We start from the raw sequence: 12,939 nt of genomic DNA on the forward strand, positions 1-12,939 counted from the left end.
CGGCATGCAGCCCCCCTCGAGATGACGGTGGAGTCGGGCAGCGCTGTCGTCATTTGGCAAATTTCCGTGAATATTTAATGTATATAAAAGAGGCAGTGAAAAATGCCAATCATTTTTCACTGCCTCTTTTATTTTACATATATATTGGAAAGTTTTATTTTCCTGCATCCTTCAGCTGGTCGAAGAGGTTCCTGTGATACCATTTTTCGGAAATCTTCTGCAGTGTGCCATCCTTGGACAGTTTTTCCAGGGCTGCTTCGATTTCATCAGCCAGTTTCTGTTCATTCTTATTCACGATAACCACGGTCTCGTTGACCTTGATGGGCTTATCCAGAGCCACGATTTCAAAATTCATGGCTTTGGCAATGTCTTCTACGCCCAGGTTATTCGGATAAACGAGGGCATCATACTGTCCGTTCTTAAGAGAGGTAATCCGTTCTGCCGGAGTCAGACCATCCTGGATGGGAACTTCCTTCATGATGTTGTCATGGGCTGCATTCCAGTCAGTGAGTACCTTGTAAATGCCTCCGTTAGGCGTATTGGGCACCAGCTTGCCGCCGCCCTTGATTACATCTTCCAGGCTATGGTATTTCTGGGCGTTTTCCTTGGACATATAAACCATGACGGAAGAAACACCGATGGGGGTCTTCGGCACGATGTAGTCTTTTTCACGGCGGGGTGTGCGGTAGTAGCCGCCGGAGGCCACTTTGGCATCGCCGGATTCCATCATTACGTCCTGGGTTTCCGGCGGAACGGCTTGGATGTCCAGATGGTAGTCTTTCAGGTTCTTGTTTACTTCCTGCCAGATATCGTATTCATAGCCCTGAAGCTTGCCGTTTTCATCAGCCCAGGAAAGAGGCCTCTCCGTGCTGGAAAGAACCAGCTTCACGGAAGTCTTACCGTCTGCTGCAGCCGCTTTGGAAGAAGCGGCTTTCTGGTCACCGCCGCAGCCTGCAAAAATACCGGCTGCCAGAAGAGATGCCAATGCCACTGACGCGATTTTGAAAGATTTTTTCATAACGATTTCCCCCTTAGGATAATTTCATACAAAACAAAAAGCCTCCCATCCTTTTCAGGACGGGAGACCCGTGATTCCACCTAAATTCATATATCCGTCACCGGACATACCTTTGAGAGTTCCATCAAACCCCTGCCCTGTATCGGGAGCTCCCGGGAAGACCTACTCATGTTCAGCCCGCCAAACTCGGAAATGCACTTCACCACCCTATCCGCATCCGCTCCCACTCTCCGGACTCGCTTGGCCGTCTTCGGTATGGCTACTCTTTTCTTCATCGTTTTCTATTGATATGAATACAGTATCATGGATAAAGGCTGTTGTCAAGAGGTCCCGCCATGGGCGGGTATTGACAAGGTTCTAAGGATTGACCGGCCTTGCGGCCGGAGGGTTCTTAAGTTTGACGGGCCTTTGGCCCGAGGGTTGTAGTGGCGGCTCCGCCGCAGTTTAAAAAGGGACGCGGCTGGCGCCGCAGGTTGTGGAGAAGGGTTGTGTTCGCTTCGCTCAAGGGGGTGACGGTTAAGGAAGCACTGATTAATTCGCAGAATCGAATTTCATATGAATTTTTATCCAATGCTTCGTCATAAGTCTCCTTAAATAGCTCGCTATTCGCGTCGACTTATTCCTTGCATTGAATAAAAATTCAAGAATGAAATCCGATAACGATTTAATCAGCGCTTCCTTAGAAGGCATTGGACAGCCGACATTCTATCATCTATCTTCTATCGTCTATCTTCTACCCTCCCAGTCCCTTTTCCTGTATCCACCGGTCCATAATATCCGCTATGTCCTCATTGTTTTTGTCTTCAAAAAGGAAATGGGTATTGCCGTAGATTCCGATTTCCGGCAGGTGTAGGACTTTTGCATCTCCGCCGCGGCGGTTGATGGCGTCTGCCATGAGGCGGGCTTCCTTGAGACGGACCCGCCAGTTGTCTTCGCCGCCATGGGGACTTGGCTTTTCGGGAATATGGTCACCAAAAATCATAAGGATGGGAATAGAGGTGAGCTTCTCAAAGTCCTCCGCAGAAACTTCCACACCCTTCAGGGCGCCGAAAGGACTGGATGATGACAGGGGCGGCGGTACTTCTCCTTTGGGAAATACAAATCCCACCCCCGGCTCCAGGGCAATAATCCCTTTGATTTTATCATTCTTCATGGCCGCCAGCCATCCCGGGGAGCCGCCCTGGGAGTGGGTAATGAGGATCGTATTTCCTGCCCGGTTCACCGTTTCCGAAAGGGCGTCGGCAGTGAGCGCCGGATCAAAGGCACCGGTATTGGGCGTCACTTTCCGCCAGAACTGGTTTTCCGCTTCTTCGCCCCGGGGAATCTGCACGTTTTCAAAGTAACGGGGATAATGGCCGAAGCGGAAAATGTCAAACCACAGCGCTTCATCTGCTGCGGGCGCTATCTTTCCCTCTACCCCGCCGCTTCCGGCTCTCCCTCTTCTGGGCTGGTCCATGAGATATACCTTGTAACCTTTACGGAGAAAAAGCGTCTGGAAACCTTCCCTTCCATCCGGCGTGGTTTCAAAGCAGGCGCCGCTCTGTCCGGCGCCGTGAAGGAAGAGGAGTGCATTCTTTCTGGCCTCCGCCGGCACCTGGTAAAACACATAGCCATGGTCCACATGCTTTTCCTGCCCCTCCGGAGACAGGGCATGGTCTTCACTGTAGGTTCCTTTTTCATGAATCACCCTGCCGCCTGCGGCAAAGCTTCCCTGCTCTTCTATAATGAGCGGTTTTCCAAATAGTTTCATACCGATTTCCTTTCAACGTAAAACAGGAACTCCTAAGTTCCTGTTTTCGTTACAGTAGATTCAATTCATATAGAGCCCACCATTCACGTCCAGCGTGGTACCTGTAATGAGGCGCGCATCGTCGGAAGCGAGGAAGGCAGCAGCTGCGGCAATATCTTCCGGCTCCGCCACCTGTCTCAAGGGAATGGCGTCCAGGTTGATACTCATCTTTTCGGTCATCTGCGTACGGACAAATCCCGGTGCGATGGCATTTACATTGATATGTTTCGGCCCCAGCTCTCTTGCCAGGGATTTTGTGATTCCCTGCAGCGCCGCCTTGCTGGCCACATAGTCGGCGGAGGTGGCGATGCCGCCTACTTCACCGGCCAGGGATGCGATGTTGATGATTGTCCCGCCTTCCTTTTCCAGATAGGGAATTACCAGTCTTGTGGCATAAATCACACCGTAGAGATTGACTGACAGGGTTTGGGCCCATTCATCATCCTTCACTTCCGCAAAGGGCGTGGAAAGGCGGCAGATGCCGGCGTTATTGATAAGAACGTGAATAAGGCGGAAATGGGAAATGGCTGCCTTGACACCCTCTTCCACCGATTCTTTTGATGAAATATCCACTTCATAGCTTTTCACAGGAACGCCATAGGCTTCGGTGATTTCCTTTTCCACTGATTGATTATCCCTTTCATTTCTTCCAAAAAGGATGATACTGCTTCCTTCGGAAGCCAGGCGGAGGGCAATGGCCCTTCCTATGCCCCGATTGCCTCCGGTAATAAGGCTCACTTTATTTTGAAATCGTTTCATGTGTCCTCCTTTATGCCATATTGGGCAGAACGCCGGAAAGAGAGCTGCCTGCCGGGATGGGCGCCGGTGCTTCTTCCTCAATCCCCGGTTCCCTGTCCAGAATGCGGTGCAGGAACCGGCGGGTTCTGGCTTCTTTGGGATGGGTGAAGATTTCTTCCGGACTTCCTTCTTCCACAATAACGCCGCCGTCCATGAACACCACCCGGGTGGCCGCTTCTCTGGCAAATTTCATTTCATGGGTCACCACCACCATGGTCACTCCGTCCGCCGCCAGTTTTTTCATAACGGAAAGAACGCCGCCTACCAGCTCCGGATCCAGGGCGGAGGTAGGTTCGTCAAAGAAAATCACATCCGGCTTTACAGCCATGGCCCGGGCAATGCCTACCCGCTGCTGCTGGCCGCCGGAAAGCTGGGACGGATAGTAGTCCGCCCGGTCCGCCAGCCCCACTTCCATAAGCGCTCTTCTGGCAATGGCTTCCGCCTCCGCCTTCGGCACGCCCCGTCCTACGGTGAGGCCAAGCATCACATTCTGAAGGGCCGTCTTGTTGGCGAAAAGATTGTAGTTTTGAAATACAAAGGCCGTGTGCTTTCTCACCCAGCTGATTTCCTTCTGTTTGGCCCGGTGAAGATCCAGTTTCTTATCACCGAATACCATTTCTCCTTCATCCGCCTTTTCCAGGAAGGTCAGGCTTCTAAGAAAAGTCGTTTTGCCGGAGCCGGAGGGGCCCAAAATAACGATCACATCCCCCTTGTTTACCTTCAGGGTTACATCTTTCAGTACTTCCTGTTTTCCGAAATGTTTTCTTACATGAGATATTTCAAGCATTTTTATCCCTCCTGCCCTGCGGTGCGATAGAGACCGGTGCGTTTTTCAAAAATTTTGTAGAGAACCTGCACCACGGTGCAGACGATAACATACAGAATAAATACTTCCAGGTAAGCCTCTATATAGTTATAGCCAAAGGAAGCCTGGATTTTGGCAGCTGCCATAATGTCCTTAATCCCCATGAAGAAGGCAAGGGACGTACCCTTGATGAGGTTCACCGTAAGGTTGCATATGTTGGGAAGGGCCGAGGTGAGTGCCTGGGGAATGATGACCTGCAAATAGGTCTGGAAACGGGACAAACCGATGGTAAGACCTGCTTCCATCTGTCCTTCCGATACGCTTAAAATGGCGGACCGGAACACCTCCGACAGAAGGGCGGTGGTATTCAGGGTAAACACGATAATGGCATACCAGAGAGGATTAACACCGTGAAATACATCAAAGGAACTTCCCATGGCCCTCACTGCCCAGTTCAAAAGACTGGGGAGAAGGGTATACATGAGGAGAATCTGCAGCACCAGCGGTGTGCCGCGGATGAAAGAAACGTAAAGGGTAATGAGCCTTTCCCCAATTCCTTTGGCGCCAATCCGCTTCTCCGCCATGAAAAAAGCGGGAGCCAGGGACAGAAGAAGCACCAGAGCCGTAATGAAAAGGGTCACCGGCAGGGCTTTCAGAAGAAAGGGCAGCGCATGCTGCATAAAAGATAGGTCCAGTTCCATGATTTCCTCCTTACGCCCTCAGACGGCCGCGGCCCAGGTAGGACTCCATGCGGAGAAAGGCCTGCTCGATAATGATGCTGAGGCCCCAGTAAATGAGGAGGCATGCCACATAAAGTTCAATACCGTAGGCGCCGTAATTCTTGGCAATAATCAGATTGGTCCGTCCCAGCAGGTCAATGAGGCCGATGGTATAGGCCAGGGCACTTTCCTTCAGCAGATTGATGACGGAATTCCCGAAATTGGGAAGGGCGATCACCGCCGCCTGGGGAAGCATGACCCGGAAGAAGGCCTGCAGCGGCGAAAGGCCGATGGTAACTGCTGCCTCATACTGACCCCGGTCCACCGCCTCATAGGCGGAACGGAACACTTCCGACACATAGGCTCCGAAAAGAAGGGTAAAGGTAATAATCACGAAGACCGCCCGGGACAGATTGTCCATATCTATGCCGAATTCCGATTCCATGAACTTGGGCAGGCCGTAGAAAACAATGAAGAGAAGGACAATAGAAGGTGTGCATCGGATGATGTAGGTATACCCATCCGCCGCCATGCGGATCACCCTGTGTCCTGACAATTTGGCCCAGGCAAGAAGCATCCCCAGCAGGGATCCCGTAAGAATGCTCGTCACCCCCACCACCAGCGTTACCGCCAGGTAAGGAAGAAGAGCCGGTATGGATGTAAAAATCATTTCCGGACTGAATGGTCTGGTCTGCATTGATAACACCTCCTGTTTGATTGGTGAAATAGTGAAATAGTGAAATAGTGTACTAGTGAGCTAGTAGACTAGTGGGAAAGCGGCTGCAGGGTTGTATCATAAGGACGCCCTTTACTTCGCATCCACCAGCTTGCTCACTTCTTCGCCGAAGTACTTGTTTTCCAGTTCCGCCAGCTTGCCTTCCTGTTTCAGTTCGCCCAGTGCTTTGTCCACGTCCGCTGCCAGTTCTTTATCATTTTTATTGATGACCGGATAGGTGGGGATAGCTTTGTAGCGGAAATAGCTGAGTTTATCCTTGAAATCCTTATAGGGCGCATCGGGAGCTTCCACGTTTTTCTTATAGGCCAGCTCGATGGCAAAGTAGCCGTCATATCTGCCTTCCAGCACCCAGGTGTAGGCATCGGCTACCTGGAAGTTTTCGGAGGCTTCCAGCTTCACCGGATGGTCCGGATGGGCGGCGTTGTAATCTTCAATCACCTGGTACTGGGCATTCTGTGGTGCAATGGGTACCAGTTTCTTTCCAGCTTTAGCAAAGTCATCCAGATTCTTAATGGTATCTGCATCCTCTTTGCGGATGGTCACACCGATGACACTGGCAGCGATGTAATTTTTCGTGAAAATATATTTCTTCTCTCTGGCCGGTGTCTTCCAGGCGCCTTTGGTACCGATGTCGTACTTGCCTGATTCTACGCCGATAAGAAGGTCGTCATCGGAGGTCGGTACGAACTGGAACTCATACTGCGGAAGCTTTTTAGCCACTTCCTTCATCACCGCCACTTCCATGCCGTCGGATTTGTTGTCATCATCTACGAAGTCATAGGGGAAATAATGGGGCGTGTGGGCTACCTTAACGATTTTCTTCCCACCGTTTCCGGATGCGCCGGCTTTGGCCGTATCCCCCTTGTTTCCGCCGCAGCCTGCTGCGGTCAGTGCGATTCCCAAAGTTCCTGCAATTAATGCTGCCTTGATTAAAGTTTTCAGTTTCATCATGTTCCTCTCCCTTATTTTGTATACTTATCTGCTGCTTCACGAACCCATGCCAGATGTTTCACATCGGTATCCCGCGGTATGGTGCAGTCAGCTCCCAGAATGACACCGGTGGTGCCCACTTCATCCAGAATCGCTTTCGTTTCTTTTTCGATTTCCTCCCGGCTGCCCCGGTAAATCACATCCTTTTCCGTCTGTCCGAAGCCGCCGATAACCGCTTTTCCATGGAAGAGCTCCTTTCCTTCCTTCAGGGGAACCCCTTCCACTTTCACCGCCCAGTTCACTGCCTGGAAGGGATAATCCTTGTACCATTCCAGGTGATTGTGGAAACCGTGGTATCCGCAGATGTGAAGGATATTGCTGCCGCCGGCTTCATTGGCCGCCTCCAGAATCCGGATTTCATAGGGCGCCACCAGTTTTTCATAAATCTCTTCGGTAAGCTTGTCATAGCTGATATTGTTGACGGAAAGGTAAATCCCGTCCACGCCGCCTTCTTCGATGAGAGCCTTTGCCAGGTCTTTGTAGTCTTTGGAAATCACGTCGAATACATGGGCCGTTTCTTCCGGATATTCCTGAAGCCAGGAAGCGATGTCCACCGGATGGCCAATGGCAGCCTGCATGAATTCAATGGTTCTTGGCACAGCGAAGAGATTGTAGAACAGGGGCACTTCCTTTCCATAAAGGGAAACCAGCTTCTTTGCATAGCCGATTTGGAAACGGAACCAGTCCGAATCCCTGCCCAGCGGTTTGATATCCTTCAAATCCAGTGGAGAGGAAAGGGGCTTTTTCAGTTCATCGATGGGATAGCTGAAATAACCATCCGTCATAATCTTAATGAGGTCCGGCTGGAAGGCTTTGTAGAAATCGGCCTGCCCTGCCAGCACCTTGTCCGTCAGCTCCGGATGGGCGAAGGCGTCTGAACCGATTTCATCTCCCAGGAAGTGGTGCCAAAATCCCACCGGCACCCGGTCTGCTTTTTCATTATTAAAAACCTTTGCGATTAAATCTCTTCTGCTCTCTGTCATGTGGTAACTCCTTTTTTATGAAAGTTTCTTGTTTCCGGTTTTTTTCAAGTATGTAAGATGAGCTGTTCTTAAACATCGGCGGTTTCCATTCATGGCTTGAACCTCCTGTATATAAAAAAGACCCCATCCAAAGGGACGAGGTCTTACGTTTCCACCCAATTTCACCAGCCATACGACGGCCGGTTTCTGCAGGCACCAGTCAGTGCCCTCCGCTGTAACGGGCGTCCCCGATGTGACCTACTGACCTTCAGCCACCGGCTCCGAAATGCACTTCCCTTTCCTATCCGTATCCGCTTTCACTGTCCGGACTCGCTTGGCCGTTTTTAGAAAGGTACTCTTTTCTTCCCTGCCTTTTGGTATCAATGTATCATTAGAAATATGCCGCCGGGGCTTTCCGCCCCGGCGCATGGCGGATACGGGCTCTTTCAAAGTCCCGTTCCTATTCTTCTGCTCAGAGTCATGAAACTTCTGCGAATCGGGCACCTGTTCCCGTTCTGCCTTTCCCAAGGCGAAGTCTTTCCGATCCCTGTCAGCCTGTAACCTTACCTTTTATAAAACTGATGGAATGCAGGAGAAGAGATGCCCAGGAACAGGAGGCATCCTGCCAGACCCCATTCCAGTTCATTCAGTTTCTTTGCAATCAGTCTGCCCATTCCTTTTCATCCTTTCTTCATAGAAATCAAAAAGCTCCCGTCCCATAAGGGACGAGAGCTGCGCTTCGTGTTTCCACCCAATTTCATATGCCTGTCGCCAGGTATACCTTAAGAGGTTCTAACAAACCCTGACTCTGTATCGGGAGTTCCCGGGAAGGCCTACTGTCATTTCAACCTGCCAAACTCAGAAATGCACTTCAGCACCCTATCCGTATCCGCTTTCACTCTCCGGACTCGCTTGGCCGTCATCAGGCTGCCTACTCTTTTCTTCATCGTTTCGTTGTGAGTACTTTAACACGGCTTGAAAGAGTTGTCAAGAGATTTTTTGAAAATTTATTGTCAAGCCTGCTTATCCCTACTCCACATAGTCCTTCATTTTTACGGTAATGAGGGAAGAAACGCCCTTTTCCGCCATGGTGACTCCCTGGAGGGTATCGGCAAATTCCATGGTTTTCTTTCTGTGGGAAATGACGATGAACTGGGTCTTCTTTTTGTAGTCCGCAATCATGCGGCTGTACCTTTCCACATTGGCGTCATCCAGGGCCGCATCGATTTCATCCACAAAGCAGAAAGGCGCCGGACGGTAGGCCATGAAGGAAATGAGAAGGGCGATGACAGTAAGAGCCCTTTCGCCGCCGGACATGAGGGTCAGAGGCTGACGCTTTTTCCCCGGCAGCTGGAGGTACATTTCCACGCCGCCGTCCAGGGGATGGGCCTCGTCGGTGAGTTCCAGCCTTGCCTTTCCTCCCTGGAACATGAGCTGCATAATGCGGCCGAATTCCTTATTGATTTTCTCAAAGGCTTGGCCGAACTGCTCCGTCATGGTCTTATCAATGTCCCGAATTACCGTTTCCAGCCCGTTTCTGGCTTTGGTCAGATCCTCGATCTGCACCTCATAGAACTTCCTCTTTTCCAGCTGTTTGGCATAGTCCTCTTCCCCATTGGGATTGACAGCTCCAAGTTCCGTCAGTTTTCCTGCCAGCCTTTCCTCTTCCTTTTTCATATCCTGCATGGAACCGGGGAGCCGCAGGGCCTCCGCTTCCCGAAGGGTCATGTGGCTTTCCTGGAGACGATTGATTTCTTCCGCTTCCTGGGCTTTGAAATTGTCTATGCGCCCCTGCCGTTCCGCCATGTCCCTTTTCACTTTGGCAGACTGCTCCTGGGTCTTGCGCCAGGACTCTTCCAGCTTCTTCTGCTCCATGGCAAAGCTGTCCGAATCATCCTGCATGCGGGACTGGTTCTGCCGGTGGGACTGCCAGAGGGCTTCTGCTTTCCGGAAATCGGTTTTCAGTTTTTCCATTTCCGACGCCAGGGACAGTAGGAGTTTTCCATTTTCTTCCTTATCCTTTTCCAGCTTTTCCCTGTCCGCCTTCTGCTCTGCCAGTGCCTTTTCCCGATCCTCCTTCATCCGCCTGCCGAAGGTGAGGGACTCCTGAGCCTTTGTAAGGGACACATGAATGGTAAGAATTTCCTGGTTCTTTTCTTCCAGTGCTTTTTTCAGCCTGCTGCTTTCCTCATCCTCCCCTGCTTCCGGAATGTCTGCAAGGGCTTTGATCCTTTCGGAAATATCCTTGAGCTTTCCATCCTCTTCTTCCATTTCCGCAAGGCGCCGCCCTGCCTCTTCTTCCGCTTTCTCTGCCGCCAGGCTGTGATCCTTTATGGTGTTCTCCAAACCTTCCCGCTGGGCGGTGAGGGATGCCAGTTCCACCTTCAATGCCTGCCAGGATTCCCTTTCTTCCATCACCCGGCGGGCCAGGGTATCACAGGCTTCCCCTTCCGCTGTCAGTTCCTTCACATATTTCCTGAGCTCCTCGGATTTTTCCTTTTCCTCCTGGGAAAGGGTGCTGATTTCCTGTTTCCTGCCAAAGAAGGTATTTTCCTTCTTTCTCATGGAACCGCCGGTCATGGAGCCGCCGGCATTCACCACCTGGCCGTCCAGGGTCACAATGCGGAGCCGGTAGCGGTACTTCTTTGCCACCTGCCGCGCATCATCCAGGGTTTCTGCAATGAGGGTCTTCCCCAGAAGGGAGTTCAGAAGCTCCCGGTACTGCGGCTGGCAGCTGAAAAGTTCAGAAGCAATGCCGCAGATGCCCTTCTCCCGGGCCGCCTCCTGTTCCTGACCGCCGTAGCCGAAGGAACGCATGGATTCCAGAGGGAAGAAGGTGGCCCTGCCAAGGCGCCTTTCCTTCAGCCAGTGGATAATACGGCCTGCCGCTTCCGTCGTATCGGTAACGATACAGGAAATCCGGCTTCCCAGAGCCACTTCCGCCGCTGCGGTGTAGGCCTTTGGCACTTCAATCAGTTCCCCCAAAAGTCCATGAATGGAATTTCCAAACTGTTCCCGGTGGGCCATGATATTTTTCACTGCCATGGAAAAGTCGGAGTACTCCTTTTCCGCCCGTTCCAAATAACTCTTTCTGGAACGGATGGCGGAAAGGGCGGACTCCCGTTTCCCTTTTTCATTCATCATGGAGAAACGACGGTCTTCCTTCTGCTTCAAAAGAAGGCTGTCCTTCTTTCCCTGCTCTTCCAGTTCCGAAAGCCGGGCTTTGGACTTTTCTTCCTTCTTCTTCATGACCTGCGATTCTTCCGTCATCTTTTCCAGAAGAGCTTTCTTCTCCTGCAGGGAAGAAAGGGCTTCCTCCCTTTCCTTCTGCAGGCGCTCCCTGTTTTCCCTTTCATGGGACAGCTCCTGCTCCAGCCTCTCTTTCTCCGCGATTTTCTGCCGGTTGACTGCCAGCTTTTCCGCATAGGCAGATTCAGAAAGGGAAAGAGCCTTCTCCAGTTCCGCCTTTTCTCCTTCCGCTGCTTTCCGTTTTTCGTCCCACTGGCGGAAATCTTCCACAAAGCCCCGGTACTCTTCTTCGCCGCTTCGGATTTCCTCAGCCAGTTCCTGTTCCGCTTCCTGCTGATCCTCTTCTTCCGCAGCCAGTTCTCCCTTCTTCTCCTCCGCATGGTGGAGTGCTTCTTCCTTCACCCGGAAATCGCCGCGGAGATCTTCCATTTCCTTCTGGGCCTCTGCTGTTTTCTGTCCCAGATTTCTCAGTCCCTCCTGGAAATCAAGGGCCTGCTTTTCCAGCTTTTCCCTCTCCGCTGCAAAGGAAGAAAGGGCGGTTTCCCATTTCACATCTTCCTCTTCCAGATTTCTATACTCCGTCTCGTAACGGGACAGCATACGGCCGATGGAAGTCAGCTTCAGCACCGACATGGATGCGTTCACCGCTGCCTTCTTCTTCATGAGCTCCTTGTAAATCTTTGCCTTTTCCGCCCCTTCCTTCAAAGGAACGAGCTGTTCATCCAGAAGGGCCACCATGTCCTGCACCCTGTCCATATTTTCCGCCGTCTTCTCCAGCTTGCGGAGCCCCTCATTCTTCCTCATGCGGTACAGACTGATGCCTGCCACATCCTCAAAAATGAGCCGCCGCTCATCGGGCCGGGCCGTAAGCACCTGGTCCACCCGGTTCTGTCCGATGATGGCAAGAGACCCTTTTCCAAGGCCCGTATTGGCCAGAAGCTCCTGAATATCCTTCAGCCGGCAGGTGCGCTTATTGATTTTGAAATCACTGTCCCCGTTGCGAAGAAGCCTTCTGGAAATGGATACTTCCGTAGTATCCAGGGGAAGCTCATGGGCCGAATTATCCAGCACCAGCTGCACTTCCGCCCCGTTCTTCGCCTGTCTGGACTCAGAGCCGGAAAAAATAATATCCTCCGCCTTCTGTCCCCGAAGGTTCCTCACATTCTGCTCCCCCAGCACCCAGCGCACCGCATCGGAAATATTGCTCTTCCCGCAGCCGTTGGGCCCGACGATGACAGTCATGCCATCCGCAAATTCTATGGTGGTCTTATCTGCAAAGGACTTGAACCCCTGCAGTGTCAAACGCAGTAATTTCATGGTATCTCCTTGTTCTCATTTTTCAATGCTATCGCTCCTTATTATACAGGAAATGGGGGAAATCTGCAGGGTGAGAATCGTTTCCTGTCTCTATGAAAAGCCATTGCGTCACGCCTGACAGGAAACTATGCACATAAAGTTTCCTATTGAGATGAGCAGCCTTTGTGTCATGCCGAATAGGAAACTTTGCGCATAAAGTTTCCTATTGAGATGAGCAGCCATTGTGTCATACCGAATAAAAAACTTTTAGCGAATAGTTTCCTATTGTGCTGAACCGCCTTTGTGTCACATCGGATAAGAAACCATTCGCGAATAGGTTCCTGCCGCTGTGAACTGCCATGGTGTCACGCCGAATAGGAAACTTTTCGCAAACAGTTTCCTGCCGCTATGAAAAGCCATTGCGTCATGCTGAATAGGAAACCATGCGCAAATAGTTTCCTGTCGCTATGAAAAGCCATTGTGTCTTTCCGGGTAGGAAACTATTCGCAAACAGTTTCCTGTCGCTATGAAAAGCCATTGCGTCATGCTGAATAGGAAACCATGCGCAAATAGTTTC

The 12,939-nt window shown here is 51.4% G+C and carries 10 protein-coding genes; all 10 read right to left on the bottom strand.

Annotation, left to right across the window (positions count from 1 at the left end):
- Positions 1-154: 154 nt before the first annotated feature.
- The gene (locus Q0482_RS09315; RefSeq protein ID WP_299145720.1) at positions 155-1,018 is read right to left on the bottom strand and encodes a transporter substrate-binding domain-containing protein; all 864 of its coding nucleotides are present in this window, start codon (positions 1,016-1,018) and stop codon (positions 155-157) included.
- Positions 1,019-1,104: 86 nt separating this feature from the next.
- A complete protein-coding gene (locus Q0482_RS09320) occupies positions 1,105-1,293 on the bottom strand; it encodes a hypothetical protein (RefSeq protein ID WP_299145722.1) in 189 nt (62 codons plus the stop codon).
- A gap of 458 nt (positions 1,294-1,751) precedes the next feature.
- Positions 1,752-2,768 carry an alpha/beta fold hydrolase gene (locus Q0482_RS09325; protein WP_299145724.1) on the bottom strand — a complete coding sequence of 339 codons (1,017 nt, stop codon included), beginning with the start codon at positions 2,766-2,768 and terminating at the stop codon, positions 1,752-1,754.
- 60 nt (positions 2,769-2,828) lie between these two features.
- On the bottom strand, positions 2,829-3,566 hold the full coding sequence (fabG, locus tag Q0482_RS09330; protein ID WP_299145726.1) for a 3-oxoacyl-ACP reductase FabG: 738 nt from the start codon (positions 3,564-3,566) through the stop codon (positions 2,829-2,831).
- A 10-nt stretch (positions 3,567-3,576) separates the two neighbouring features.
- Complete coding sequence (locus Q0482_RS09335; protein WP_299145728.1) at positions 3,577-4,392, bottom strand: amino acid ABC transporter ATP-binding protein; 816 nt, start codon at positions 4,390-4,392, stop codon at positions 3,577-3,579.
- A 2-nt stretch (positions 4,393-4,394) separates the two neighbouring features.
- Entirely contained in the window at positions 4,395-5,111 is a 717-nt protein-coding gene (locus Q0482_RS09340; protein WP_299145729.1) for an amino acid ABC transporter permease, read from the bottom strand.
- A gap of 10 nt (positions 5,112-5,121) precedes the next feature.
- Positions 5,122-5,826, bottom strand: coding sequence for an amino acid ABC transporter permease (locus Q0482_RS09345; RefSeq protein WP_299145731.1), 705 nt, complete (start codon positions 5,824-5,826; stop codon positions 5,122-5,124).
- A gap of 111 nt (positions 5,827-5,937) precedes the next feature.
- Positions 5,938-6,816 (bottom strand): transporter substrate-binding domain-containing protein, encoded by an 879-nt coding sequence (locus Q0482_RS09350; RefSeq protein WP_299145732.1) that lies wholly within the window; start codon positions 6,814-6,816, stop codon positions 5,938-5,940.
- An 11-nt stretch (positions 6,817-6,827) separates the two neighbouring features.
- Positions 6,828-7,838: a uroporphyrinogen decarboxylase family protein gene (locus Q0482_RS09355; protein ID WP_299145734.1), complete on the bottom strand. Its 1,011-nt coding sequence runs from the start codon at positions 7,836-7,838 to the stop codon at positions 6,828-6,830.
- A 1,008-nt stretch (positions 7,839-8,846) separates the two neighbouring features.
- The gene (smc, locus tag Q0482_RS09360; RefSeq protein ID WP_299145735.1) at positions 8,847-12,383 is read right to left on the bottom strand and encodes a chromosome segregation protein SMC; all 3,537 of its coding nucleotides are present in this window, start codon (positions 12,381-12,383) and stop codon (positions 8,847-8,849) included.
- Positions 12,384-12,939: the final 556 nt, after the last annotated feature.

The organism is uncultured Dialister sp., from assembly GCF_937959425.1.
Lineage (GTDB): Bacteria > Bacillota > Negativicutes > Veillonellales > Dialisteraceae > Dialister.

Excerpts from the sequence above, each read along its gene's own strand:
- Q0482_RS09325 (WP_299145724.1), bottom strand. The coding sequence starts at position 2,768 with ATGAAACTATTTGGAAAACCGCTCATTATAGAAGAGCAGGGAAGCTTT.
- Q0482_RS09355 (WP_299145734.1), bottom strand. The coding sequence starts at position 7,838 with ATGACAGAGAGCAGAAGAGATTTAATCGCAAAGGTTTTTAATAATGAA.
- Q0482_RS09350 (WP_299145732.1), bottom strand. The coding sequence starts at position 6,816 with ATGATGAAACTGAAAACTTTAATCAAGGCAGCATTAATTGCAGGAACT.
- smc (WP_299145735.1), bottom strand. The coding sequence starts at position 12,383 with ATGAAATTACTGCGTTTGACACTGCAGGGGTTCAAGTCCTTTGCAGAT.
- Q0482_RS09340 (WP_299145729.1), bottom strand. The coding sequence starts at position 5,111 with ATGGAACTGGACCTATCTTTTATGCAGCATGCGCTGCCCTTTCTTCTG.
- Q0482_RS09315 (WP_299145720.1), bottom strand. The coding sequence starts at position 1,018 with ATGAAAAAATCTTTCAAAATCGCGTCAGTGGCATTGGCATCTCTTCTG.
- Q0482_RS09320 (WP_299145722.1), bottom strand. The coding sequence starts at position 1,293 with ATGAAGAAAAGAGTAGCCATACCGAAGACGGCCAAGCGAGTCCGGAGA.
- Q0482_RS09335 (WP_299145728.1), bottom strand. The coding sequence starts at position 4,392 with ATGCTTGAAATATCTCATGTAAGAAAACATTTCGGAAAACAGGAAGTA.
- Q0482_RS09345 (WP_299145731.1), bottom strand. The coding sequence starts at position 5,826 with ATGCAGACCAGACCATTCAGTCCGGAAATGATTTTTACATCCATACCG.
- fabG (WP_299145726.1), bottom strand. The coding sequence starts at position 3,566 with ATGAAACGATTTCAAAATAAAGTGAGCCTTATTACCGGAGGCAATCGG.